General features: G+C 62.0%; 24 protein-coding genes and 1 pseudogene. 9 read left to right on the top strand and 16 right to left on the bottom strand.

What is annotated here, in order from left to right:
- Positions 1 to 61: 61 nt before the first annotated feature.
- On the bottom strand, positions 62 to 1,888 hold the full coding sequence (typA, locus tag ABSE61_RS03495) for a translational GTPase TypA (protein ID WP_423869680.1): 1,827 nt from the start codon (positions 1,886 to 1,888) through the stop codon (positions 62 to 64).
- A gap of 246 nt (positions 1,889 to 2,134) precedes the next feature.
- The gene (locus tag ABSE61_RS03490) at positions 2,135 to 2,890 is read right to left on the bottom strand and encodes a Crp/Fnr family transcriptional regulator (protein WP_423869966.1); all 756 of its coding nucleotides are present in this window, start codon (positions 2,888 to 2,890) and stop codon (positions 2,135 to 2,137) included.
- Between the two features lie 177 nt (positions 2,891 to 3,067).
- On the opposite strand from ABSE61_RS03490, the gene ABSE61_RS03485 reads away from it, so the two are divergent.
- On the top strand, positions 3,068 to 3,487 hold the full coding sequence (locus ABSE61_RS03485) for a response regulator (protein WP_423869679.1): 420 nt from the start codon (positions 3,068 to 3,070) through the stop codon (positions 3,485 to 3,487).
- Between the two features lie 21 nt (positions 3,488 to 3,508).
- Here the strand turns inward: ABSE61_RS03485 and ABSE61_RS03480 are convergent, their stop codons facing one another.
- From ABSE61_RS03480 to ABSE61_RS03470, 3 genes are all read right to left on the bottom strand, one after another.
- Positions 3,509 to 5,065: an alkaline phosphatase D family protein gene (locus ABSE61_RS03480; protein WP_423869678.1), complete on the bottom strand. Its 1,557-nt coding sequence runs from the start codon at positions 5,063 to 5,065 to the stop codon at positions 3,509 to 3,511.
- A 150-nt stretch (positions 5,066 to 5,215) separates the two neighbouring features.
- A complete protein-coding gene (locus tag ABSE61_RS03475) occupies positions 5,216 to 5,473 on the bottom strand; it encodes a hypothetical protein (protein WP_423869677.1) in 258 nt (85 codons plus the stop codon).
- A gap of 94 nt (positions 5,474 to 5,567) precedes the next feature.
- Positions 5,568 to 7,001 (bottom strand): TAXI family TRAP transporter solute-binding subunit, encoded by a 1,434-nt coding sequence (locus tag ABSE61_RS03470; RefSeq protein WP_423869965.1) that lies wholly within the window; start codon positions 6,999 to 7,001, stop codon positions 5,568 to 5,570.
- 257 nt (positions 7,002 to 7,258) lie between these two features.
- On the opposite strand from ABSE61_RS03470, the gene ABSE61_RS03465 reads away from it, so the two are divergent.
- Positions 7,259 to 7,576 carry a 4a-hydroxytetrahydrobiopterin dehydratase gene (locus tag ABSE61_RS03465; RefSeq protein ID WP_423869676.1) on the top strand — a complete coding sequence of 106 codons (318 nt, stop codon included), beginning with the start codon at positions 7,259 to 7,261 and terminating at the stop codon, positions 7,574 to 7,576.
- A gap of 66 nt (positions 7,577 to 7,642) precedes the next feature.
- Positions 7,643 to 8,011, top strand: a complete 369-nt coding sequence (locus ABSE61_RS03460; RefSeq protein WP_423869675.1) for a YkvA family protein — start codon at positions 7,643 to 7,645, stop codon at positions 8,009 to 8,011.
- A gap of 100 nt (positions 8,012 to 8,111) precedes the next feature.
- Here the strand turns inward: ABSE61_RS03460 and ABSE61_RS03455 are convergent, their stop codons facing one another.
- From ABSE61_RS03455 to ABSE61_RS03445, 3 genes are all read right to left on the bottom strand, one after another.
- Positions 8,112 to 9,296, bottom strand: a complete 1,185-nt coding sequence (locus ABSE61_RS03455) for a TAXI family TRAP transporter solute-binding subunit (protein WP_423869674.1) — start codon at positions 9,294 to 9,296, stop codon at positions 8,112 to 8,114.
- Between the two features lie 25 nt (positions 9,297 to 9,321).
- Complete coding sequence (locus ABSE61_RS03450) at positions 9,322 to 9,957, bottom strand: hypothetical protein (protein ID WP_423869673.1); 636 nt, start codon at positions 9,955 to 9,957, stop codon at positions 9,322 to 9,324.
- Positions 9,958 to 10,553: 596 nt separating this feature from the next.
- Positions 10,554 to 11,528: an NADPH:quinone oxidoreductase family protein gene (locus ABSE61_RS03445; RefSeq protein WP_423869672.1), complete on the bottom strand. Its 975-nt coding sequence runs from the start codon at positions 11,526 to 11,528 to the stop codon at positions 10,554 to 10,556.
- A gap of 202 nt (positions 11,529 to 11,730) precedes the next feature.
- On the opposite strand from ABSE61_RS03445, the gene ABSE61_RS03440 reads away from it, so the two are divergent.
- From ABSE61_RS03440 to argG, 5 genes are all read left to right on the top strand, one after another.
- Complete coding sequence (locus tag ABSE61_RS03440) at positions 11,731 to 12,306, top strand: invasion associated locus B family protein (RefSeq protein WP_423869671.1); 576 nt, start codon at positions 11,731 to 11,733, stop codon at positions 12,304 to 12,306.
- A gap of 76 nt (positions 12,307 to 12,382) precedes the next feature.
- Positions 12,383 to 13,603, top strand: coding sequence for a dual-specificity RNA methyltransferase RlmN (gene rlmN, locus ABSE61_RS03435; protein ID WP_423869964.1), 1,221 nt, complete (start codon positions 12,383 to 12,385; stop codon positions 13,601 to 13,603).
- A 163-nt stretch (positions 13,604 to 13,766) separates the two neighbouring features.
- Positions 13,767 to 14,255 (top strand): hypothetical protein, encoded by a 489-nt coding sequence (locus ABSE61_RS03430; protein ID WP_423869670.1) that lies wholly within the window; start codon positions 13,767 to 13,769, stop codon positions 14,253 to 14,255.
- Between the two features lie 49 nt (positions 14,256 to 14,304).
- Positions 14,305 to 15,081, top strand: coding sequence for a phosphatase PAP2 family protein (locus ABSE61_RS03425; RefSeq protein WP_423869669.1), 777 nt, complete (start codon positions 14,305 to 14,307; stop codon positions 15,079 to 15,081).
- A gap of 85 nt (positions 15,082 to 15,166) precedes the next feature.
- Positions 15,167 to 16,504, top strand: a complete 1,338-nt coding sequence (gene argG, locus ABSE61_RS03420; RefSeq protein ID WP_423869668.1) for an argininosuccinate synthase — start codon at positions 15,167 to 15,169, stop codon at positions 16,502 to 16,504.
- A gap of 71 nt (positions 16,505 to 16,575) precedes the next feature.
- Here the strand turns inward: argG and ABSE61_RS03415 are convergent, their stop codons facing one another.
- The 7 genes from ABSE61_RS03415 to sdhC all read right to left on the bottom strand — a co-directional run bounded on the left by ABSE61_RS03415 (position 16,576) and on the right by sdhC (position 23,129).
- Positions 16,576 to 18,228: an OmpA family protein gene (locus ABSE61_RS03415; RefSeq protein ID WP_423869667.1), complete on the bottom strand. Its 1,653-nt coding sequence runs from the start codon at positions 18,226 to 18,228 to the stop codon at positions 16,576 to 16,578.
- A 249-nt stretch (positions 18,229 to 18,477) separates the two neighbouring features.
- Complete coding sequence (locus ABSE61_RS03410; RefSeq protein WP_423869963.1) at positions 18,478 to 18,699, bottom strand: hypothetical protein; 222 nt, start codon at positions 18,697 to 18,699, stop codon at positions 18,478 to 18,480.
- A gap of 84 nt (positions 18,700 to 18,783) precedes the next feature.
- Positions 18,784 to 19,614: an FkbM family methyltransferase gene (locus ABSE61_RS03405; RefSeq protein ID WP_423869666.1), complete on the bottom strand. Its 831-nt coding sequence runs from the start codon at positions 19,612 to 19,614 to the stop codon at positions 18,784 to 18,786.
- Positions 19,615 to 19,695: 81 nt separating this feature from the next.
- Entirely contained in the window at positions 19,696 to 20,478 is a 783-nt protein-coding gene (locus ABSE61_RS03400) for a succinate dehydrogenase iron-sulfur subunit (RefSeq protein WP_423869665.1), read from the bottom strand.
- Between the two features lie 13 nt (positions 20,479 to 20,491).
- Positions 20,492 to 22,333: a succinate dehydrogenase flavoprotein subunit gene (gene sdhA / locus ABSE61_RS03395; RefSeq protein WP_423869664.1), complete on the bottom strand. Its 1,842-nt coding sequence runs from the start codon at positions 22,331 to 22,333 to the stop codon at positions 20,492 to 20,494.
- 2 nt (positions 22,334 to 22,335) lie between these two features.
- Positions 22,336 to 22,710 carry a succinate dehydrogenase, hydrophobic membrane anchor protein gene (gene sdhD / locus ABSE61_RS03390; RefSeq protein ID WP_423869962.1) on the bottom strand — a complete coding sequence of 125 codons (375 nt, stop codon included), beginning with the start codon at positions 22,708 to 22,710 and terminating at the stop codon, positions 22,336 to 22,338.
- Positions 22,711 to 22,733: 23 nt separating this feature from the next.
- Positions 22,734 to 23,129, bottom strand: a complete 396-nt coding sequence (gene sdhC, locus ABSE61_RS03385; protein WP_423869663.1) for a succinate dehydrogenase, cytochrome b556 subunit — start codon at positions 23,127 to 23,129, stop codon at positions 22,734 to 22,736.
- 372 nt (positions 23,130 to 23,501) lie between these two features.
- Between sdhC and ABSE61_RS03380 the strand changes: the two genes are divergently transcribed.
- Positions 23,502 to 24,395, top strand: a complete 894-nt coding sequence (locus ABSE61_RS03380; protein WP_423869662.1) for a sulfite exporter TauE/SafE family protein — start codon at positions 23,502 to 23,504, stop codon at positions 24,393 to 24,395.
- 145 nt (positions 24,396 to 24,540) lie between these two features.
- Here ABSE61_RS03380 and ABSE61_RS03375 read toward each other — a convergent pair.
- Positions 24,541 to 25,481, bottom strand: a pseudogene (locus tag ABSE61_RS03375) (IS630 family transposase); the annotation flags it as partial.

Raw genomic sequence — 25,481 nt, 5'->3', positions numbered from 1 at the left:
AGCCGACAGCCGCGGCGTACTGGATGCCCCGCTCGAAGCGGGGCATGACAGATAAATTGGCCTACGCTACCGCCTGCTTGGACTTTTCCGCGCGCTTGCGCTCGTTCGGATCGAGGAACTTCTTGCGCAGGCGGATCGACTTCGGCGTCACCTCGACCAGCTCGTCGTCCTCGATATAGGCCAGCGCCTTTTCCAGCGTCATCCTGATCGGCGGGGTGAGGCGCACTGCTTCGTCCTTGGACGTGGTGCGGATGTTGGTGAGCTGCTTGCCTTTGAGGACGTTGATTTCGAGATCGTTGTCGCGGGTATGCTCGCCAACGATCATGCCCTTGTAGACCTTCCAGCCGGGCTCGATCATCATCGGGCCGCGATCTTCCAGCTTGAACATCGCATAAGCCACCGCCTCGCCCTGATCGTTCGAGATCAGGACACCATTGCGGCGGCCCTGGATTTCGCCCTTGTAGGCCGCATAGCCGTGGAACAGGCGGTTCATGATCGCGGTGCCGCGGGTGTCGGTGAGCAGTTCGCCCTGATAGCCGATCAAGCCGCGGGTCGGCGCGTAAAACACCAGCCGCAGCCGATTGCCGCCGGAGGGGCGCATCTCGATCATCTCGGCCTTGCGCTCGCTCATCTTCTGTACCACGACGCCGGAATGCTCCTCGTCGACGTCGATCACGACTTCCTCGATCGGCTCCTGCCAGTCGCCGGTCGCTTCGTCCTTTTTCAGCACGACGCGCGGACGCGACACCGAGAGCTCGAAGCCCTCGCGGCGCATGGTCTCGATCAGGATCGCGAGCTGCAATTCGCCGCGGCCAGAGACTTCCATGGAATCCTTGTCGTCGGCCTCGGTGACGCGCAGCGCCACATTGCCCTCGGCCTCGCGCAGCAGGCGGTCGCGGATCATGCGGCTCGTCACCTTGTCGCCCTCGGTGCCCGCAAGCGGCGAATTGTTGACGATGAACGACATCGATACCGTGGGCGGATCGATCGGCTGCGCCTTCAGGGGCGTATCCACGCTGGGATCGCAGAAGGTGTCAGCCACCGTGCCCTTGGTCAGGCCGGCAATAGCGACGATGTCGCCAGCTTCGGCTTCATCGAGCGGCGTGCGCTCGATGCCGCGGAAGGCAATGATTTTTGTGATGCGTCCGGTCTCAATCAGCTTGCCGTCGCCGCCCAGCACTTTGACGGCCTGGTTCGGCTTGATCGAGCCCGAGGTGATGCGGCCGGTGATAATGCGGCCGAGATAGGGATTGGCTTCCAGGATGGTGCCGATCATCCGGAACGGCCCTTCTTCGACGATCGGCGGCGCGACATGGCGCTCGATCAGGTCGAACAAAGGCTGCATGCCCTTGTCCTTCGGACCCTCAGGGCTTTCCGCCATCCAGCCTTGTTTGGCCGAGCCGTAGAGAATCGGAAAATCGAGCTGCTCTTCGCTCGCATCCAGTGCTGCGAACAGGTCGAACACCTCGTTGATAACTTCGGTCGGCCGCGCGTCCGGGCGGTCCACCTTGTTGATGACGACGATCGGCTTCAGGCCGACCTTGAGCGCTTTGGAGACCACGAATTTGGTCTGCGGCAACGGGCCCTCGGCCGCGTCCACCAGCACCAGCGCGCCGTCCACCATGTTGAGGATGCGTTCGACCTCGCCGCCGAAATCGGCATGGCCCGGCGTGTCCACGATGTTGATGCGGGTACCTTTCCACTGAACGGAGGCGGCCTTGGCCAGGATCGTGATGCCGCGCTCGCGTTCCAGATCGTTGGAATCCATCGCGCGCTCGACCACGCGCTGGTTTTCACGATAGGTGCCGGACTGCTGCAGCAGGCGATCGACCAGCGTGGTCTTGCCGTGGTCGACGTGGGCGATGATGGCGACGTTGCGAAGGTTCATTTTTGCTTCTTCTGCGTCAGACAATAAGAGAGCGCGATCTCGCCGGAAAACCGGGACCGACTTTTCCGGATCACGCTTGAAACCCTGGAGTTTGATTGGGCGCTTAAGCGCCCAAAAAGGAAGCCCGGCCAAGAGGACCGGGCAGTACCTTTACTGCGGCGCAATATAGTCAGGAATCGCCGAAAAACAATGCGTTATTTGCAATTTGGTTAGCCGATTCGGCCCAAAATGATGCGTTTACAGCCGCTATTGGACAGCCTCGGCCGGATAGACCCCCCGCAGTACCTGTTCGAAGTGATTTTTGACAGATTCGTTACATTGGCAGGCGCGCAAATGCAGCCTTTCCGGGTCGCGGATCAAGATCGAGCCACGGCGGGTCTCCACAATTCCCTCCGCCTTGAAGGTCTGGATTACCCGGCTGGTATAGCTGCGGCCGACACCCAGCAGCGTCGCCAGCTGCTCATGGGTCAGGGGTACGATGTTGGAGCCATCGGTGCGCTCCATCGCCGAGATGATCCACTTCGCGGTTCGCTGCTCGATCGAATGAATCGCATTGCAGGCGGTCGACTGAAACATCTGCGCGAGCAGGCAGTCGGCATAGCGCGCAAACACATTGCGGAGCGAAGCCGACGTCGTCTTGGCCGCGTCGAGTTTGCCGATCGGCAGACGCACGAACGGTCCGCCGAACTTGACCGTAATTCGCGTGTAAGCGGGCAGGTAGCCAAGACTCACGATCCCGCCGACCGCGCCCTCGCGTCCGACCAGAATCGTCTCGACGTCGCGGCCGTCTTCATTGGAGACGAGATAGGAGGCAAGGCTCGCGTCGCAGGGGAAGTGGACGGTGTTGACGTCATCGCCGGGATTATAGAGCAGGTCGTCGGAATCCGCCGTCTCCGCCGCGAGATGCGGCGCGATCAGCGCGAAATCCGGCTCGCTGAGCCGTCGCAGCAGATTGTTGTTAGGCCGATCGCTGGTGCGGCTGGGCCGTCCCTGTGAGATCATCGGTAAACCACTCTTGCCATGTTCCATGTCCCTCTCGGGCTCCCACAATACCGACGAGGGCTCCGCAGTTCCGTGCACAAGTGCACAGACAACGATTGCGCGATGTGGTGGTTTCATGCGGGGAACAAGGGGCAGCCCCTCCATTGCGTGTCCGGCAGAACAGTTCTGTCGGAACTCATGGCTCCAGCGGGAACTATTGTTATCGCGATGGTCGATGTGTCGAGTGGTGGCGTTCCTGACGATGTCCTCATTGTCGAGGATGATCCGATTATCGCGCTCGATTTCGAGGACACGCTTCTTCGCTTCGGCGTGAAGACCGTCCGCACCGCGGGCAGCGTGAGCCGCGCGCTTCAATTCATCGACGAGCGCGCGCCGGATTTCGTGCTGCTGGATATCGGATTGGTGCGCGAGAAGAGTTTTGCGGTCGCCGAACGGTTGGAGCCGCTCGGCATTCCCTTTGCCTTTGTCACCGGCTACTCGACTGACGTCGCGCTTCCCGCGGCGCTCGCCAACAAGCCGAGACTGCCGAAACCGTGCACGAGCGATGCGCTGGAGGCTGTATTAAAAGACGCCGCGGCCGGACGCGGCGCGCCGTGACAGGCTACGCCCGCCTGAGTGTTATATCGATTCGGGATCGAGCTTCGTCGACCACAACGCAGCGTCGGTACGGTCGCGCAAGGTGATCGTCATTTGCCCGGTTGCGCCCTCAATCTGGACGTGACCGAAAAACTGCATGTTGTCGGACGGTGACAGGATCACGCCGGCAGGGGCTGCCTTGGCAAACTTCACCTCAGGCCCGAACGTATTGTCGAGTTCGTTCTGCGAGCCTGTTCCGGCATGCAAGGGGCCGGCGACGAATTCCCAGAACGGCGTGAAGTCCTGAAACTGGGCCTTGTCGGGATTGTAGAAATGCGCGGCCGCATAATGCACGTCGGCCGTCAGCCACACGGTGTTGTTGATGTGTGAGGCCTTGATGAAGGTCAGGAGGTCGGCGATTTCGAGTTCGCGGCCGCGTGGCGGGCCGTCTCCTTGCGCAAACGCTTCCGAGCCTTTTTTGCTGGCGTAATCGTCGTAGACGATGAGGCTGAGCGGCATGTCGGAAGCGATCACCTTCCAGGTCGCTCTGGAGTTCGCGAGGCTTCGCTTGAGCCAGGCCAATTGATCGGGTCCGAGGAAGTAGGCGTCGGGGCCGTAGGTCTCTTGCAGATTAGCGCCATTGGGCCCGCGGTAACTGCGTTCATCGAGCATGAAGACATCGAGGTGCGGGCCGTAATTGATCGTGCGGTAGACCCGTCCGGGCTCTGTGATGCTTTCGCGTAAGGGATACATCTCGTGGAAGGCGCGGGAGGCGCGAGCTGCAAGCAGATTGATGTCGCGCACTTTGTAGGCCGCCGGCAATTGTTTCGATGCCGACCAGTTGTTGGTCACCTCGTGATCGTCCCACTGCACGAAGATCGGTACCTCGGCGTTGAAGGCGCGAACGTTGTCGTCGAGAAAATTATACTTGTGCGCGGCGCGGAATTCCTCGGTCGTCTCAGCGACCTTGGTTTTTTCCGGGATCAAGAGGTTCTTCCAGACCTTGCCGTCGGATAGCTTCACCTCGGCCGGGAAGACGCCGTCGGCGTAAATGGTGTCGCCGGAATGGATCAGGAAATCCGGACGGTGCTTTCGCATGGTTGAAAAGCTCACCATGCCACCGTCTTCCGGATTGATGCCCCATCCCTGGCCTGCGACGTCGCCGCCCCAGACGAAACTGACGTTGCGGCGGTCGGCCGGCGCGGTGCGGAAGCGGCCGGTGACGGCTTCGCCAGAAATATCCGGATGCGACAGGTCGCGGAATTTGATGCGGTAGAAAATGTCCTGCCCGGCCGGAAGATTTTCGAGCAGCATCTTCGCGGTGAAATCGCTTTCCGGCAGCGCTGCGATCGGCGGCAGCGCGCGAACATCCCTAAACGACTCAGTGGTCGAGACTTCCACCAGCATTTGCGAGGGGCGGTCGGCGCGCGCCCAGACCACGCCGCCATCGGCGCTGATGTCGCCGGATTGAACGCCATGGGTAACCGCCGGCCGGTCAGCGGCGCGGGAGAGATGCGGCGCCGCGACGACGGTTGCTGCGGCGGCGCCGTATTGGATCAATCGTCGGCGGGAGATCCCACGGGAAAGGCCTGTCTTCATGCGCGCCTCGCATCGATCATACGCGTTATCGTATGATACTTACGAAGACAATGTGACGGCGAGATAGTCGCGTGGAGGCGCACCAGATCAATGAAATCGGCAGGCCGCACGCGACCTGCCGAAGTTATTTGGGTAGATATCCGTGATTTATTAGCTCGGCGGATTGACGTTCGGGTCAATGCCGCCCGTTCTTGAATGATCGTAAATGCTCTCCGGCACCCAGCCGCCGTTGTAGAAGGGTTCATCCATCGGCGCCCGGTTATAGGCGCGGTGGAAGCGGTAGGCCGGGCCGTAAATCGCAGGTCCGTGATAGCCCGGGCCATATACGCGGTCAGACTGGGCATAGGCAGGGGCGGCAAGCGTCGTGGCCAAAACAGCCAGCGCCGGGATTACAAGCTTCAATCGCATGATGGTCTCCTCATCTCAGCCGTGATGACGAGGAAACTTGGCGCGGGAAACTCCGTTCCGCTCGCTTGCACACCTTAGCGTGATGGATGGTGGCTCAGGTTCCGGTCACCCGCAGCGCCGCGCCCGCGCGTTGCAGATTCTGCGCGGCATTCATCAGGATCGCCTTTCGGTCGGCAACCGCGTGATGGAATTGTCCGAGCGCGATATTGAAGGAGGTCAGGGCTCCGTCCGCGATGGCGCCGTGCTCGAAACGATGCAGCGTGTCGCGAAAGATGTCGTCGGCTTCCGTCTGCATGAGATCGAGCTCTTCGAGCGAATCACTGCGGCGCGCGGTAGCGATCATGTCCAACAGCCGTTCGCGCAAGCCCGAGTTGTTGCTGCGCTCGTCCTTCTTCAGATAGCCGGCAAACCAGGCACCGATCGAGCCCATCGCCGACAGCCCCATCAGGCTCCACCAGATGATATCGCTGTAGCGATCCAGGAAGGTCTTTTCCTCGCCATCGACAAAGGCGGCTGCTCCCGGATGCACGGGGACAAATGCATCCTTGTCGGTGTCCGGCGTTTCGATCTTGGCTGCCAACGGAAACTCGCTCATCACCGTTTGGCGGATGGCGAAGAGTTGGCGTGTGAAGGCGGCAACCGTGGTTTCCGAAAGGTCCTTGCGCGCAACGATGTGGTGCGAGAAGCTGATCGTCTTGACTTCTTCTTCGGGACGATCGGGCGAGCCGCCAAAGGCGCCGGCTGGAATTTCGGACGCCTCGTACATCGGATGATTCTGCGCAATCGCTTCCGCCGAGTCGATCGCGAGGAATGTAGGCGCATTGCCGTCGCGGGTCGAAGCTGCAATCGCCTCGGAGGTAATCTTGCTGTTGACCGGCCCCGCGGCAAGATAGGCATCCGCCTTCTGGCTGCGGATCGCATCAACCGAATCGCTGGTTGGAAACTGCACGACCTCGACCTTGCTCGGGTCCACGCCATATTGTTGCAAGATCACCTTGAGCAGATCGACATTGGCCGGTGTGCGGCCGACGACGCCGATGCGGCGTCCGGCAAGCTGCGAAATCTTGGTGATCTTCGCAGCGCCTTTCTTGTTCTTGCCTTTCGCGGTGGCCGGCACCCACAGCACTGCGACGTTCTTGCGCAAGGTCGCGACCGCTTGCGCATTTTTCGGCACGCTCAGGTCGCCGCGAACGATGGCAAGGTCGGCCTTGCCGTCCGCAATCATCTGGGCGCTGGTGGTGGCGCCGTCGGTCTGGATCGGCCGCAAGCGGATCTGGCTGTGGGATGTCACAAAGGCCTGGCTCAAGGCCTGGACGACCTTGAGATCGTCGCTATTGGCCGGGCCAACCGCGATCCGCAGGGTGACCGGGCGTACGGCGAAGTAGTAACCGGCGGCCAGCGTACCGATGATGGCGAGGATTGCCGCCAGCACGACGAGGGTGATGCTCCGCCGCGCCGAGGAGCGGGGAGATCCTTCCTGCGGCGGTTCCGTTGGATTGGCCGGCGCCGTGTCGAGACCGCTTGCCATCGATCTGGAGAAATTCAGGTTCAAGGGAGCTGCCGATCCGGTTAGGCCAGAAATGTAGCAAATTTGGTGGCTTTCCCTGAGTTACTTCGCCGTCATGGTTACCGGCGTTACCCTTGAGGCCGACGACGATGGGCCATCGACGGGAACGTTTTTCGGCTCATGCCTTTGATTTTGCGCCGTCTTTTTAAGAGTTACGAGTGCCGTTTTTGCGGATCATCTGGGGGCTATTCGGTGTTAGATAGCTGAGGGTTGCTGCCATGGAGGCCATTGTGACGGAGCGATTGTCGGCTGAGCTACGTAAATCGGCGCTGAAGAGCTTGCCGGGCTGGAAAGAGGTGGAGGGGCGCGAAGCGATCGAGCGCACCTTCGTGTTCAAGGATTTCAACGAAGCCTTCGGCTTCATGAGCCGTGCGGCGTTGGTGGCCGAAAAAAGCGACCATCACCCGGAATGGCGCAACGTCTACAAGACGGTCGAGGTGGTCCTCGCCACCCACGATGCCGGCGGGGTGACGGCACGCGACGTCGCCTTGGCCAAGGCCATGAACGCGATCGCTGCCCAGCTTGGGATTGCCTGACGCATTTTTGCAAGAGCTTGCAAGAAGGGCGCGACATCCCCAGCTCAGCTCGAAGGAGCGCGGGTCATGATTTCGCAACATACGGTCGGATTCGATCCGGCGGATCGGCTGGCCAAGGATCCGGAGAGCGTTCGCAAGCGCTTCTGGGCCAAGTTCAAGCGCGTCGCAGCCAGCCTGCCGTTCGCTGAGGATTTGCTCAGCGCCTATTACTGCACCTTCGATTCGAAGACGCCACGCCATGTCCAGGCGGCGCTGCTCGGCGCGATCGCTTATTTCATCCTGCCGTTCGACTTCATTCCGGACATGTTGCCGGTGCTCGGTTTCACCGACGATGCTGCGGTGCTGGCGACCGCGATTCGTCTCGTGGCGGCCCATATCACGCCGGAACATCGTGAGGCGGCGCGCGCCCGGTTGCAGCGGATCGTCGAAGCCTGATGAAATTCTGATCGGGCAGGATCGATCAAACGGCAAGGGCCTGACGTGAAGATCACGTTCAGGCCCTCATCCGCTCTTCCCTGTCTTATCGTATGTTTGTCTATTGCGCTCTCGGCTTTGCCGGTACCTGCGCCTGGGCGCGGGCATTTTGCTCGGCCTCCCAGGCCTTGAACTGCTTGAACAGCGTTTCCTTGTCGGTGTCGGCCGGCAGCTTTCCGGCCGCCGAGCTCTGCTTCAGGAAGTCGTCAAACCGGCCGCGGGAAACAGGCTCAATCCCGTGCGTATCGAGCCACTGCTGGGCAGCCGGCAGTCGGGTCCAGCCGGCGAGCGGCGCGGCGAGCGAAACCTCTTTCCACTTCGGGTGGAACGGCGGGTTCTGGAACTGCGGGAATTTCGTGAAGAAGTAATCCACGAACACCGCCAGCTTGCGGTAGCGGTCGGTGTTCGGCGCCCAATTATAGGCCGCGAGCAACGCCGGCACTGCGATCGTGTCGACCTTCTCGCCTTCCGCGATCAGGTTCGGATAGTCTTTCGAGGTCAGTGTGGCCGGCAGATAGTCGCCCTGCAGCGGCTTTTCATAGTCCACCTTCACCAGATGGAAGCGGCCGTCATTGCCGAAGTTCGAAACCGACTTGTACGGCTTGCCGCCGACCACGATCACGGCGTCGACTTCGCCGGCCTTCAGTTTCTCCATCGCGATACGCTGTTCGATGTAGACCCAGTTCGCCTTCATCCCGAGCCGGTCGGCCACCGTCAACACGGTGACAAAGGTAGAGCCATTCGGCAGGTCGACGCTGACCGTCTTGCCTTCAAGGTCCCTCAGGCTGTTGACGGACTTGGGCGCAATGATCTGCATTTCCTCGTTGTAGAGCTTGGTCACATAGGTGAACTGCTTCTTGATGTCTTTCGCAAAACCCTTGCGCTCCAGATAGTCGAGCGTGTCGGCGCGAACGATGCCGATATCGACGCCTTGCAGGAACAGGATGTCGGCGACGCTTTGAACGGAGCCGCGCCCGACGATCGGAAGTACGCGCAACTTGTTTCCGTCGTCGAGCACGGAGGCAAGGTCGGCGCCAAACTGCACATAGGTGCCGCCAATTGTGCCGGTGATCAGCGTCACCGTGTTCTGATTTAACGCCTGCTTGGTCTGCGCCGAGCCGAACTGGAAGATGGCCTTGAGGCTGTCCGAAACCTTCGCCGGATCAACGATGCTCTCCTCGGCGCGAGCCGCCAACCCAAGCGCCATCATCGTGGCAACGAGTGCCATACCAATCAAACGTCGCATTTGTCCTACCCCTGAATGAAGTCGATTATTGCAATTGACTGAGACGCCGCTGCGCGTCCACCGAACCGAGTTGAGCGGCGCGCTGATACCAGCTGCGTGCCAGGGCCGGATCCGGTGTGATGTTGCGGATATCCTGCGTTCCCAGCACCGTGGGGTCGTAGGTCTGCGCCAGCATCAACGCCGCGCTCGCCTCCTGCGCTTCCGCCGCACGCTCCAGGAGCAGGCGGGCAGGCGGGATGTCGCCTGACGCGAGGAAGGTCTTTGCCCGGGTCATCAGTGCGGCGAGTTCGCCACTGTCCATCCGCCGCACCGGCGGTGCAACGGGTGCAACGGATGCCGGCGCTGCAGCTGCCACGGCAGGCTGCTGGACCTCCGGCGCCTGGTTCTGATGCGCCGTCTTGAGCGCCAGGGCGATTTCATCGCGCGATGGCAGTTGGGCCGGGAGCGATGCCTGAGCCGGGGTGGCCGCGATTGCCGCCGGCGCGGTGGCCGCAGCGACGGCTGCGACCTGCTGAGGCGGTGTCACAGGGGGCGGTGCCGATCGGCTATCCGAGGAGGATCCGATCAGTGACGCTGTCGCGTTGGCAAAGACGGTGAAGGGATTTTTGACGGCCACGAAGGTGGCGACCAACGCCGCAGCCGCAAACGCCGCAGTCTTCAATAGGCGGGATCCGCTTTTCCGTGGGCGGCCGAACTTCGATGACCGAAGTTCGTCGTCCGCGCCGGACAAAAACAGCGGAACGGAATCTTCTGGGAGAAATTCATCGCGTGTCGCGACCGACCGCGCGGGATGATGTGATCTTAACTGCGAACCGAACGCGTCGAGATCGACTGGTTCGGCATATTGGTCTTCGTATGAAGCGTAGTTCGATTCATACGGAGTATCATACGGACGACCGTTCCGCGTCTCCTGAGCCATTGTGATGCCTCCCGCTACTACGCAACATCGGGCATGCCGGCATCAGTTTATCGGCCCCTGCCCGCCACTACTAAGGATTGATAAAACGCATTTTGAATCCGCCCAAAAAGCGACATTCACGATCTCAACTTGGGAGATATCTTGATTTTATTTAGGCATTTTGGTGCAGCGCTACGGCAAGACCCGTGGCCAGTTAGCGGCCAAAATAAGAAAAACCGGTGGCGAACACCGAAACTTGCCTCAAGATTGCACAAATTCGCTCGCCCATGGCGGTTTAAACGCGCTCGCGTCGCTTAACCATCACGAATGGCGTCACCTAAACGTCACGGAGGTTAACGTCAAGGATGCAGGATTACTTTCCCCATGGCTTTGCGGCCTGCCAGCACCTTGAGCGCGTCCGCGGTCTGCGCGAGCGGAAAGGTGCGATCGACATGGGAAGAGATTTTGCCTTCCGCTGCCCATTGCACCAGCCGTTGAAGATTGGCGCGATTCTTGTCCGGATTGAGTCGTGCCCATGCGCCCCAGAACACGCCCCTGATATCGCAGCCCTTCAACAGCGCGAGGTTCAACGGCATTTTCGGAATGTCGCCGGCGGCAAAGCCGATCACCAGAAAGCGGCCTTCCCAGGCGATCGATCGCAGCGCCGCTTCGGCATAGTGGCTGCCGACCGGATCGAAAATAATGTCGACGCCCTTGCCGCCGGTGAGCCGGCGCAGACCCTGCTTGAGGTCTTCCTGGGCGTAATTCAAACCGAGCTCAGCGCCGTGCGCCTTGGCGAATTCGAGCTTTTCATCTGACGATGCGCAGGCAATGACTTTCAGACCGAGCAGCTTGCCGAGTTCGCAAGCCGCGAGTCCCGTGCCGCCGGCCGCGCCCAGCACCGCAAGCGTCTCGCCGCGTTTCGGGCTGGCGCGATCCTCCAGCGCATGCAGCGCGGTGCCATAGGTTATAATGACGCCGGCGGCGCGATCGAAATCGAGGTCCGCGGGAATCTTGACCATGGCATTCGCCGGCAGAGCGATCTTTTCGCGCGCCCCATTGTGGCCGCAGGAGGCGATGACGCGATCGCCGGGCTTGAGGTCGCTGACGCCGCTGCCGACGCTCTCGATCACGCCGGCCACTTCGGCGGCCGGTGAAAACGGGAATGGCGGCTTGATCTGGTATTTGCCCTGGATCATCAGGAGGTCGAAGAAATTCAACGCCGCGGATTTGATCGCGATCACGGCTTCGCCGGGGCCGGCCACGGGATCAGCCACGTCCGTCAGGACGAGATCGTCGGGGCCGCAATATTGCGAGCAGAGAATGGCTTTCATGGTCGCACCTGAAGTTCGGAAAGGCATTCGTAGCGAATGTCGAAGCGGGGTACTAGCGGGTAAATCGTGCTGCGCGCCATGGTCCAACTGCCTTCCGAATCAGGCTCTTACCCGCTATCCATCACTGCTGTGATCATGCGTTGCCGGGCCATCTTCCAGTCACAATGATGAGGGACCAGATTCGGCGATGTTCGTGCGGGGTATGCTGACAGCTTCAATTTTGGCGGCGCTCTTGTGCGCATCCGTCAACCATGCGCTGGCGCAGGCGAACCCGAAAGCCGCTGCGAAGTCCGCGCCGGCCAAGCCGGAAGTAGCCGCCGCAGGCGGTACCGAGCCGGCCCTGATCGGCCAATACGGCATCTGGGGCGCCTATATGGCGACACCGAACGGCAAGAAAGTGTGTTTTGCGCTGGCAAAACCCTCTTCCTCGAAGACCAATCCGCCGAACCGGCCGCGCGATCCGGCCTACGCCTTCATCTCCACACGCCCGGCGGAAAAGGTCGTCAATGAGGTTTCGATCATGATCGGCTACGTCCTGAAGCCGGGGTCGGAATCGACGATCGAGGTCGGGGGCGCTTCCTACGCGATGTATACGCAAGGCGACGGCCTCTGGATCAAGAATGCGGCCGAAGAGGAGCGGATGGTCGATGCCATGCGCAAGGCCGCCGATGTCACGGTCAAGGGCGTCTCCGCCAAGGGGACCGAGACCATCGACGTGTTCTCGCTGAAGGGGCTTTCCCAGGCACTCGACCGGGTCGCGCAGGACTGCCGGCGCTAGTTTTCGATCCCGCTAATACTGCATTGATGTCTTTCCAGCCGCTCCGGGAAGGCCTATTTGATGGGCCATGATCGAGATGACGACGGATAGTCCCAGCCAAATCAGCCCCTCTGCCAATGTCCCCTTGGAAAAGGTGCCGCTGGAGGCCTACGTGCCACCGGCACTGCCTTCGCTGATCGGACTGTCGCGCGAGGAGATTGCGGCAAAGCTCGGCGAGATCGGCGTCGCGCCGGCGCAGCGCAAGATGCGCGTGCAGCAGCTTTGGCACTGGATGTATGTCCGCGGCGCGCAGAGCTTCGAGGCGATGACCTCTATCTCCAAGGACATGCGCAAGGAACTCGAGCAGCATTTCACGGTCGCGCGGCCCGAAGTGGTGGCGGAGCAGATCTCCAATGACGGCACCCGCAAATGGCTGTTGCGCCTGCCGAGCGGCGACAGTCTGGAAAAAGCGCACGAGGTCGAGTGCGTCTATATTCCGGAAACCGATCGCGGCACGCTCTGCGTCTCATCGCAGGTCGGCTGCACGCTGAACTGCTCGTTCTGTCATACCGGCACGCAGCGCCTGGTGCGCAACCTCACGGCCGACGAAATCGTCGGCCAGATCATGGTGGCGCGTGATCGGCTGAATGACTGGATCGACCGCGAGACGCCCAATGGCAACCGCCTCGTCACCAATGTCGTGATGATGGGCATGGGCGAGCCCTTGTACAATTTCGAGGCGGTACGCGACGCGCTCCTCATTGTCGCCGACAACGAAGGCATCGGCATTTCCCGCCGCCGTATCACGCTGTCGACCTCGGGCGTGGTGCCCAACATCGTGCGGACCGGCGAGGAAATCGGCGTCATGCTCGCGATCTCGCTGCATGCAGTGCGCGACGAATTGCGCAACGAACTGGTGCCGCTCAATCGCAAATATCCGATCGCCGAATTGCTGCAGGCCTGCCGCGATTATCCGGGCGCTTCCAATGCGCGGCGCATCACCTTCGAATATGTGATGCTCAAGGGCGTCAACGATTCCCTCGATGACGCCAAGCTTTTGGTGAAACTGCTGAAGGGGATTCCGGCCAAGATCAACCTGATCCCGTTCAACCCGTGGCCTGGCACGGCCTATGAATGCTCCGACTGGCAGCAGATCGAGAAATTCTCCGAATACATCTTCAATGCCGGCTACTCGTCGCCGGTGCGCACGCCGCGCGGCCGCGACATCCTGGCCGCCTGTGGTCAGCTGAAGTCGGAGACCGAAAAACTGTCGGCGCGCGAGCGGCAGGCGTTGCGCGCGATGGCGATGACGGATTGAGTAAATTGATGCAGCGGCAAATCGGGTCGTCATGGCGAGCCAACGGGTCGCGCGAATGCGCGCCCGATGACAGGCTCCGCCGAAGCAATCCAGAGCTGAGGCAGGATTCTGGATGGCTTCGTCGCTTTGCTCCTCGCAATGACGGTTACGGCGGTGCTCCGTCGTGGCGCTGATCGGCCGGTTGTTCGTCATTCTGTTTGCGTTCCTCGCCGCGTGCTTTGTGGCCGGCATGGTCGTGGTTGTTGCGATCCTGTTTCCTGAATTCTCCGATCTGGGCGCAGGTCCGGTCGATCCCGGCGCGCTGAACATCATGCTCGGCTTCGGCTTCATCTTTGTCAGCGGCTTTGCGCTGCTGCCGGCGATGATCGTGGTGCTGATCACGGAAGCCTTCCATATCCGCAGCGCGCTGACCTATGCGGTCGGCGGCGGTATCGTCGGCCTTGCCTGCTATTTGGGCCTGGTTCCCTTCGACGCCGAACAGCTCCGGTTCGAAGGCATCGTGCGCCGGCATCTGGAAATCATGACCGGCGCCGGCATCCTCGCCGGCGTGGTCTACTGGATGATCGCCGGCCGCAATGCCGGTGCCTGGCGCGTACCGCCGCCCCCGCCCCGGCTTCCGCCGCCGATGCCGTCGCAGTCGCCTTCGCCGTGAGCGTGAGGGTGTCTTTTCATCATCCGCCGTCTCGGCTAAACCCCGCGCCATGAACCGAACCGGCCTGATTATCGCGCTTTCGCTCGCGCTTGCTGTCGGATTGCTGTTCGGGATCTATCCCGAACTCGATCTGAAACTCGCCGCGTGGTTTTACGACGAGAGCTCGCGATCGTTTCCATTGAAGCTCAATGCGCTTGCCGCGATCGCCCGCGACGGCGCGATGGTCATCGCCTGGGGTCTGGCACTGCCGGCTATCGTTGCCCTGATCGTGAAACTGGTACGGCCGGATCGGCCGCTGTTGATGTCGGGGCGGGCGGTAGTCTTTCTTCTGCTTACGCTCACGCTTTCCGCTGGTGTGCTCACCAACCTCACCTTCAAGAGCTATTGGGGCCGGCCGCGTCCGGTGGTGGTGACCCAGTTCAACGGCGACAAAGAGTTTGTCGCGTGGTGGGACCCGCGCGGCGGCTGCGCACGCAATTGCTCGTTCTTCTCCGGCGAAGGCGCGACCGCGTTCTGGGCTTACGCGCCCGCAAGCCTGGCGCCGGCGGCCTGGCGGCCGCTCGCTTATACCGCCGCGACGTTGTTCGGCGTGACGACGAGCGGGCTGCGAATGGCGTTCGGTGGGCACTTCTTCACCGATGTCGCGATCGCAGGCCTGGTGACCTTTCTGGTGATCTGGCTCGCCTACGGCTATATTTATCGCTGGTCCCGCACGCGCCTGTCGGATGAGCGGATCGACGGCGCGCTGACAAGGTTCGCCTGGCCGGGCTATCGCCTCCGTCGACGCTGGTTGGGGCGCGAAGTAGGCCCGGCTCCTTCCGCGTAAGCGTTAACCGCTGATAACACGTGCGGGTCTTTGCGAAATTTGATATTCGCGCACCAGCATCTGAATTCGACCGATTGGAAGTTTAATGAGTACGATCCTGAAAAGCCTGCCCACAGGCGAGAAAGTCGGCATCGCTTTCTCGGGAGGTCTCGACACCAGCGCGGCGCTGTTGTGGATGAAGCAAAAGGGCGCGCGCGTCTTTGCCTACACCGCCAATCTCGGCCAGCCTGACGAGGCCGACTACGATGAGATTCCGCGAAAAGCGCTGGAGTTCGGCGCCGAGAAGGCCCGGCTGGTCGATTGCCGCACGCAGCTGGTCCACGAAGGGATCGCCGCCATCCAGGCCGGCGCGTTCCACATCACAACCGGCGGCGCCACCTATTTCAACACCACGCCGCTCGGCCGCGCCGTCACCGGCACGATGCTGGTGTCGGCGATGAAGGAGGACGGCGTCAACATCTGGGGCGACGGCTCGACCTTCAAAGGCAACGATATCGAGCGGTTCTATCGTTACGGCCTGCTGACAAATCCGAGCCTGAAAATTTACAAGCCCTGGCTCGACCAGCAGTTCATCGACGAACTGGGCGGCCGCGCGGAAATGTCGGCGTTCATGACGGCTAGCGGATTCGCTTACAAGATGAGCGCCGAAAAGGCCTATTCGACCGACAGCAATCTTCTCGGTGCGACTCACGAGGCCAAGGATCTCGAAAGTCTCGACAGCGGCATCAAGATCGTCAATCCGATCATGGGCGTCCCGTTCTGGCGCGACGACTGTGCCGTCAAGGCCGAGAAGGTCGTCGTGCGCTTGGTCGAAGGCCAGCCCGTTGCGCTGAACGGCCAGACCTTCACCGATCCGGTCGCGCTGTTCCTCGAGGCCAATGCCATCGGTGGCCGCCACGGCCTCGGCATGAGCGACCAGATCGAAAACCGGATCATCGAGGCCAAGAGCCGGGGTATCTACGAAGCGCCTGCCATGGCGCTGCTGCACATCGTCTATGAGCGCCTGATCAGCGGCATCCACAACCAGGACACCATCGAGGAGTATCGGATCGGCGGTTTGCGTCTCGGTCGGTTGCTCTATCAGGGGCGATGGTTCGATTCCCAGGCGCTGATGCTGCGCGAAACCGCCCAGCGCTGGGTCGCTCGCGCCATTACTGGAGAAGTGACGCTCGAGCTGCGCCGTGGCAACGACTACTCGATCCTGAACACCGAGAGCCCGAACCTCACCTATCAGCCGGAGCGGCTGAGCATGGAGAAGGTGGAAGACGCAGCGTTCACGCCGGCCGATCGGATCGGCCAGTTGACCATGCGCAACCTCGATATCGCCGACACGCGCGCCAAGCTCGGTATCTACGCAGACGCCGGTTTGATCTCGATCGGGGAGGGCTCGCCGATTCCCAGGATCGAAAGCGACAAGGATTAAGAGCGCGCCAGCATGCCATCAACGAAAATGGCCGGGAGTGATCCCGGCCATTTTGCATTGATGCGTCTCGCTCAGCGCGGCGGCGCGATGCCGGGCGGCGGCGGCGGCAACGACGCCACCCCGCCATTGAGCAGCGGCGTGATGCGGCGGACGGTGACGCGCCGGTTGATATGGCTCGGTCCGTCGGTCTGCTCCTTCAGATATTGCGCGCCGTAACCCTGTGAAGTCAGGTTTTCCGCCGGCACTCCGAATTGCTGGGTCAGCAATTCGGCAGCGGACTCGGCGCGGCGATCCGACAGCGACAGGTTGTCGACGGGGTTGCCGACCGCGTCGGTGTGACCCTCGATCAGGAACACCTCGCGCGGGTTGCGCGCGATCGCCCGGTTGAGGCCGTCTGCAATCGCCTGCAACCTCGCCGCCTGGTCGGGGGGAATTTCCCACGACCCGGTCTCGAAGTTGATGGTGTTGAGATCGATGCTCGGCATCAGCATGCGCACTGACGGGCTGTAGCGGATTTCGTCGAGCGTAAAGCGCCGCTCGATCCGGTCCACCGGCGGGGCTTCCAGGGTTTCGTAGATCACGTCCGGTCCCGCAACGTCGGCCTCCACGATGTAGCGGTCGTAGGGAATCCGGATCACCGGTGGTGGCAGATCGACATAGAAACTGCCGATGGCGCCCGGATCGCGGAAGCCGTTGTCGATGATGATGATCTCGCGACCGTCGCGGTCGCGGCGAATCCGGCGCAGCAATCCCCCATCGGGGCCGACGACCGTGATGATCTGCGAGCCGTCGGGACGGAACACGACCGTGCGGGTTTCGCCGCCGACCTGTTGGGTCTGAATGTCGCGGGCGCCGAAGCGGAAACGTTGCTCTTCGTCGTGGCGAATGAAGGACTGACCGCTCGGGTCGACCACGATCACGCGGCCCGGTTCGGTGAAGACCTTGCGGCCGCCCTGGTCGCTCTCCTGGCGCTGAGCCCGGAAATCCTCAAGCCGGCGCGGGCCGGGCGCTGCGGCACCGGGCGCAATCGGCGTAAGCGCTTGCGCCGCGCGCGGCACCACCGGGATCGGCGCCGTGACGGCCGGCGGCTGCCGGCGCACCGGCGGTGCGGCGTTCGGTGGCAACGCGGTCTGGCCTCCGCCAGGGGCTGTGGCGGGTGCGGCATTGGGCGCCACCGAACCCGGTGCAGCACGTGGTGCGGCAGGGGCGCCCGTAGGCGGAGTGGCTGGCGTCGTTGGCGATGCCGACGGCTGGCCGGGGCGCGCCGGGGGCGGCGTCATCTTCTCGCGCTCCAGCTCCCGTCCGCGTTCTTGCGGCGCGGCGGCCGGCGGTGGAGACGGCGGCGCAGGTGGCGTAGCCGAATGCGGTGGGGTCGGTGCAGCCGGGTGCGGAGGTGGCGGCGGGGGAGGCGCAGCCGGATGTTGCGGCGGAGGAGGCGGTGGTGCAGCCGGGTGCGGTGGTGGAGGAGGTGGGGGCGCGGCCGGGTGCGGTGGCGGGGGAGGCGGAGCCTGCCGCGGCGGGGGCGCCGGGGGCGCAGGACGTGCCGGAGGGGGAGCAGCTTTCGGAGGTTGCTTAGGCGGTTGCTTGGGCTTTCCGTCAGGACCCAGCTCTTCCTTCTGTGCCACCACGATCGGCGCCGACTGCGCCTGCGATGGGGTGGTCATGATCAGTTGCATGGCCGTCAATGCGGTCGTGGCAAGCAACGCTATTCTCAGGTGTGTCATGTGCTTTGGGTCCTGCGGAAAATTCTGAAGCGAGGTCGTGAAAATTGGTGAAGCGGGTCAGCAACGGCCGACGATCAACGAACAAGCGTTAGGCCGGATTGTGGCGGGTTTCAAACGGGAACGCGGATTTATTCGAGCCGCGACACAATGCGCGCGGGCTGCCATTCATCACGTATTCAGAACGCCATTTCGATCCGGAAGTTGAATCGATCGCGTGCATGGCGGTGATACATGTAGCATCGCGATAGGTCAGATATCCATCGGCGCCGGCGGCGTGGTTGGCGTTTGCGGTCCGCGCACCGGCAATTCTTCCGGCGTCTGGCCGGGTAATTCCTCCGGCCGTTGCGGCTCGCCGGGCTCGTGCACCGGTGGAGGAATCTCAGGCTGAGGATTTCCAGGCGGGCTTTCCGGCGGCGGCTCAGCCGGTCGTCCCGGCTGAATCGGCGGATCTTCTGTCGGGTCGATCGGCATCACATCGCCATTCTTCGTCAGCAAGCTCTCACGAGCTAACGGCGCCGGCAATGCGATGTTCCCCGGAGAATTTGCCAGTCGATTTCACGAGCCGCGCACCAGCATGGTGTTGCTGCGGTTCCTGCCGGCTTCGGCATAACCACGCGATTGCATGTCGGCGATGCAGTCGTTCTGCCATTCTTTGCGCGACAGATGTTCTATCACCACCGCGCGCGGCCACAGGCTTTCCGGAGCTCGCGCAAAAAAGCCGATGAGGACGCGGTCTTCATAGCCTTCCACGTCGATCTTCAGCGTGTCGACGTGGTGAACTGCGGCTTCGTCAAGAATACGTTGTAGCGTCAACGCGGCAACCCTGATGGTGTGGCCGTCGGCGTCGCCGGTGACAACATGGCTCGCGGCGAGATTTTGGCTGTCGGTCAGCATCATCAGTTCGCCGTCGGAGGCTGCCGCGGCTGCGGCGACAAGCCGAACCTGCGTTAGTGTAGATGCGGCGTGGTTGAAGGTGAGTCGGCCAAACGTCACCGGATGCGGTTCGATGGCAATCACCTTGCCGCTTGTTCCGACATGCCGGGCAAGAACCATGGCGTAGGTGCCGACATTGGCGCCGACATCGACGAACACACCGCCCGCCGGTGTGTGCGCCCGCAGAAAATCCAGCTCTTCGAGATTGTATTCGGGATAGAACAGCGCGCCGCACTCCGTGGCGCTGGCTTGATGATGCAAACGAAAGGCCGCGCCATGATAGTTGACATCGACCGGCCCGGGGCGGATCCGGTTGATCAGACGCGACAACCACGGCCGAAAAGCTCCGCGTTTGAGACGAGAGCGATGCGCGAGCGCGATGATCGCCGCTTGCGCAGGCGTCGGCGCAAAGGCGCCAAAAGGCGGCGGTTTGGGATCATTGTCGGGGATCAACCGGCACCACCCTCGTGACGAAGCGCGCAGCCGGCTTTTGGAGCCTGCGTTCAGCGCCGCCGTGGTCCGGCCAAGCGCGCGCTAAACCTGCCGTTCGACCATCTTCAGTTTGAGCTCGGCGATCGCCTCGGAGGGGTTGAGACCCTTCGGGCAGGCCTTGGCGCAGTTCATGATGGTGTGACAGCGATAGAGCCGGAACGGATCTTCGAGATTGTCGAGCCGTTCGCCGGTCGCTTCATCGCGCGAATCCGTGATCCAGCGGGTCGCTTGCAGCAGTGCCGCCGGACCCAGGAAGCGTTCGCTGTTCCACCAATAGCTCGGGCAGGAGGTCGAACAGCAGGCGCAGAGAATGCACTCGTAGAGCCCGTCGAGCTTTTCGCGGTCCTCATGGCTTTGCCGCCATTCGCGTTGCGGGGTCGGCGTGGTGGTCTTCAGCCACGGCTCGATCGAGGCGTACTGCGCGTAGAAATTGGTGAGGTCGGGCACTAGGTCCTTGACCACAGGCTGATGCGGCAGCGGATTGATCTTCACCGCGCCGTCCTTCACGTCATGCATCGACTTGGTGCAGGCCAGCGTGTTCTGGCCGTCGATGTTCATCGCGCAGGAGCCGCAGACGCCTTCGCGGCAGGAGCGGCGGAAGGTCAGCGTCGGATCGATGTGATTCTTGATCCAGATCAGGCCGTCGAGCACCATCGGACCGCAATCGTGCGTATCGATATAATAGGTGTCGACGCTGGGATTCTTGCCGTCGTCCGGGTTCCAACGATAGATCTTGAATTCGCGCGTCTCGGTGGCGCCGGCCGGCGCCGGCCAGACCTTGCCGCCTGATATTCTCGAATTCTTTGGGAGGGCGAATTCAACCATCTGTACCGCCTGATTAGTACACCCGCGCCTTTGGCGGGATGTATTGAACGTCGTTGGTCATGGTGTAGTCGTGCACCGGACGGTAGTCGATCGCGGTCTTACCCTGCTCGTCGATCCATGCCAGCGTGTGCTTCATCCAGTTCTTGTCGTCGCGGGCGGAAAAATCCTCCCGCGCATGCGCGCCGCGGCTCTCGGTGCGATTTGCCGCCGAGTCCATCGTTACCACGGCCTGCACGATCAGATTGTCGAATTCGAGCGTCTCGATCAGGTCAGAGTTCCAGATCAGCGAGCGGTCGCTGACCGAAATGTCGCCGATCCCGCCATGCACCTTGTGAATCAGATTCTGACCTTCATGCAGCACCTCGCCGGTGCGGAACACGGCACAGTTGTTCTGCATCACATACTGCATGCTTTCGCGCAGCTTTGCAGTGGGCGTAGCGCCGGCGGCCTGACGATAATGATCGAGCCGGCCCAGCGCCTTGTCGGCGGAGTCGGCAGGTAGATCCGGCTGCTTGCCGTTGACGGTGAGTTTTTCCGCGCAGCGCAACGCGGCCGCGCGGCCGAACACGACGAGGTCGATCAGCGAGTTCGAGCCAAGGCGGTTGGCGCCATGCACCGAAACGCAGGCCGCCTCGCCGATTGCCATCAGGCCGGGCACCACGGCGTTGTCGTCGCCGTCCTTCTTGGTCAGCACCTCGGCGTGAAAATTGGTCGGGATGCCGCCCATATTGTAGTGCACGGTCGGCAGGATCGGGATCGGCTCGCGCGTGACATCGACATTGGCGAAGATCTTCGCCGATTCGGAGATGCCGGGCAGGCGTTCGTGCAGCACCTTCGGATCGAGATGGTCGAGGTGCAGGAAGATGTGGTCTTTCTTCTTGCCGACGCCGCGGCCTTCGCGGATCTCGATGGTCATCGCGCGCGAAACGACGTCGCGGGAGGCGAGGTCCTTGGCGGAGGGCGCATAGCGCTCCATGAAGCGCTCGCCTTCCGAATTGACGAGATAGCCGCCTTCGCCGCGCGCGCCTTCGGTGACGAGACATCCCGAACCGTAAATCCCGGTCGGATGAAATTGCACGAACTCCATGTCCTGCAGCGGCAGCCCGGCCCGCAGCGCCATCGCGCCGCCATCGCCGGTGCAGGTGTGGGCGGAGGTGCAAGAGGCGTAAGCGCGGCCATAGCCGCCGGTCGCCAGAATCGTGGTCTGAGCGCGGAAACGATGCAGCGTGCCATCGTCGAGCTTCAGCGCGATCACGCCACGGCAGACGCCCTGGTCGTCCATGATCAGATCGATGGCGAAGAACTCGATGTAGAATTCGGCCGAGTGGCGCAACGCCTGGCCGTACATGGTGTGCAGCATGGCGTGGCCGGTACGGTCGGCGGCAGCGCAGGTGCGCTGCGCCTGGCCCCTGCCATAGTCCAGCGTCATGCCGCCGAACGGCCGCTGATAGATCTTGCCGTCTTCGGTGCGCGAGAACGGCACGCCCCAATGTTCGAGTTCGTAAACCGCCTCGGGCGCGTTGCGCACCATATATTCGATTGAGTCCTGGTCGCCGAGCCAGTCCGAACCCTTGACGGTGTCGTACATATGCCAGCGCCAGTCGTCCGGGTGCATGTTGCCGAGCGCAGCGGAGATGCCGCCTTGGGCGGCTACCGTGTGCGAGCGGGTCGGAAATACCTTGGTGATGCAGGCGGTGCGAAGTCCCGCCTCGCTGCAACCGACCACCGCGCGCAGGCCTGCGCCGCCGGCGCCCACGACCACGACGTCATAGGTATGGTCTTCGATCGGATAGGCTTTGCCGTTGGTGGCCGGACCACCCTTGCCATTCGCCGAGCCGTTTCCGCCAGCGGCCATCGTTACACTCCGGATGACAGTTTGAGGATGGCGTAGATCGAGGCCAGCGCGACCGCGAACGAGAAGAAGTTATTGGCCATGATCGCGGCCAGCTTCAGCTGTTCGTGGTGCAAATAGTCCTCGATGACCACCTGCATTCCGATCTTCATGTGCCATGTGCTCGCGATGATGAACAACAGGAGGATGATCGCGACCAGCGGCGAGCCGAGAATTTGCGCGGCGCCAGCCTGGTTGCGGCCGAGCAACATCATCACCACCACGATGACGGGCACCGTCAACAGCACCATGGCGACCGCGGTGACGCGCTGGCGCCAGAAATCGGTGGTGCCGGAGTGCGAGGCGCCGAGATTGCGAACGCGGCCTAGCGGCGTGCGCATCGATTTCACCGTCTCGGGTGCGCTCATCGGCCGCCTCCGATGGCATAGGCCACGATCCAGAGCAGAACGGTTGCCGAAATGCCGGCGATCAGCGCGCCCCAGGTCATGGCTTCGCGTTCACTCGCCTTGAAGCCATAACCGAGATCCCAGACCAGATGCCGGATGCCGCTAAACACGTGATGCATCAGCGCCCAGGTGTAACCGAACACGATCAGGCGGCCGAAGATGCTGGCGATAAAGGCATGGACGTAGGCGTAAGGCGCCGGGCCCGAGGCGGCGGCGATCAGCCACCAGGCCAACAACAGCGTGCCGAAATACAGCGCAATACCGGTGGCGCGATGAACGATGGAAAGCGCCATCGTCAGGGTCCAGCGATAGGTTAGGAATGGTGAAAGTGGTCTTTCGATCCTGGCGGTCATCGGTGGCTTTGACGGTTGGCGGGCCGCCGGGAGGGGCCCTTTGAGGGGATCGCGGTAGACGATTCCTATTTACGAAGTCGAAACAGCCAGTGCAATGACGAAATCCCCCTGTTTGCGAATGCCAGTTCATCGCTTCAGACGAGGCCTGCATTAGCTGTTGTCCCGGTTCTGACATTCGCTGGTGCGGAGGAGGGTTCTTTACGAATGTCAGAACCGTAGGGCACCAGCCAAATATCAGCTTTTGATGTGGTTTTTGATCTGTCATTCGCTCGGAGGTGGCGAGGCGAGACTGGAGCGAATGCCAGATCCACCACATCAGGGGATTGATAAGGCTGAGCGCGTGTGTTGGCTGGTATACCTGAAGCACGATTCATGAACACGGCGACGGGGCGGGGACGAGGGATGGCGATTGCGGGACTTAACGTCTCGGAAGTTCTCGAACTGGCGGTTTTGCTGGTCGCGGTCGGCGCGCTGTCCGGATTTCTCGCCGGGGTGTTCGGAATCGGTGGCGGCGCCATTCTGGTGCCGGTGTTTTACGAGTGTTTTCGGCTGGCCGGCGTGCCGCTCGAGATTCGGATGCCGCTTTGCGTCGGCACCTCGCTTGCCATCATCATTCCGACCTCGATCAGCTCCTATCGCGCCCATCACGCCCGCGGCGCCATCGACAAGGACATCTTGCGGGCATGGTGGCTGCCCATTCTGATCGGCGTGCTCGCCGGCAGCGTCATTGCGCGTTACGCGCCCGAGCGGTTGTTCAAGATCGTATTCGTAATGGTGGCCTATTTCGCCGCCGTGCGGCTGTTGGCGGCCCGCGAAAGCTGGAAATTCGGCGACGATCTGCCGAAGGGACCGTTGATGCGCATTTTCGGGCTAGGCGTGGGCCTTCTGGCCACCCTGATGGGGGTCGGCGGCGGACTATTTGCTAACCTTCTGATGACCTTTTACGGCCGGCCGATCCATCAGGGCGTTGCGACCTCTTCCGCCATCGCCGTGCTCGTCTCCATTCCGGGCGCGATTGGCTATGTCTACGCCGGTTGGCCGGCGGCGGCGCATTATCCGGGCGTAGCGGCACTGCAATTCCCGCTGGCGCTCGGTTACGTCTCGCTGATTGGCGCCGTGCTGGTGATGCCGATGAGCCTTTTGACGGCGCCGCTCGGGGTGAGGGTGGCGCACGCAATGTCGAAGAAAACGCTGGAGCGCAGCTACGGCGCGTACCTCTTGATCGTCGGCACGCGCTTTGCGATCAGCCTCTGGAACGGCGGATAGTTAGTCCTTCAGCCGCACTTCGCTCCAGCCCCACATCCGCAAGTCGCCGATACCTTCGATTTCATCTCTAGCCGCCAAGTATCGAAGCCGGGCGAGGACTCCGTAGCTAATCGACAAGGCCTCCAGGTTATACCGGTCTCACTGATTAGAACTCGTGCGCCCATTGGCGCAGTCCGATGGACATGATCTTCCAGGGTCGGTCGACAAGGGTATTCCAGGCGTAGCAGCAGTGATCGACGATATCGTCGTAGGATTTGAAGACGCGGTTCGAGAGCCAGTTTTCGCGCATATACTGCCAGATATTTTCAACCGGATTGAGCTCAGGGCATTTCGGCGGCAGGGCGAGAATGGTGATGTTGGCGGGAATGAGCAATCGTGCTGACAGATGCCATCCGGCCTGATCGACGAGGAGGACGGCGTGGGCTCCTGGTGCGACCGCCTTGGCGATTTCCGCGAGGTGTAGGTTCATCGCTTCGGTATTGCAGAAGGGCAGGATCAGAGCCGCGCCCTTGCCCTGTTTCGGGCAGATGGCACCGAAGATATAGGTCGATGCGGTTCGCTGATCCCGCGGCGCGCTCGGGCGAGTGCCGCGCTTCGCCCACCTGCGGGTGATCTTGTTCTTCTGGCCGATACGAGCCTCGTCCTGGAACCAAATTTCTATCTTGCCGATGTCGATCGCTTTTTCGCGCGCGACTTCATCCAGGCGCGCTGGGAACTTTTTTTAAAATCCTCGATGGCTCCCTCGGCTTGCGCATGATGGCGGGGTCGGGCCGAGAGCTTGCGGTAGCCCATCGCGCGAAGCTCCCGGCTCAGCGTCTGTTTGGTGACCGTGATGCGGAACTCCTCGTATACCCATTGCGACAGATCGATCAGCCGCCAGCGAACGACACCGTGCATCGCCGGGATCGGGCCGCTCTCGATCATCCGCACAATCGCCTGGCGTTGCACATCATTGAGCCTCGAGGGTTGACCTGGCGATTTGCCGTCAAGCAGGCCGGCAGCCCCCCGCGCATTAAACCGCATCACCCAGTCCCGGATGATCTGCAGCGTCACGCCGCCAATCCTCGCCGCCTCGGTGCGGGTCGC

Source organism: Bradyrhizobium sp. (genome assembly GCF_049519115.1).
Taxonomy (GTDB): Bacteria; Pseudomonadota; Alphaproteobacteria; order Rhizobiales; family Xanthobacteraceae; genus Bradyrhizobium.
This window is presented reverse-complemented; position numbering and strand designations above follow the sequence as displayed.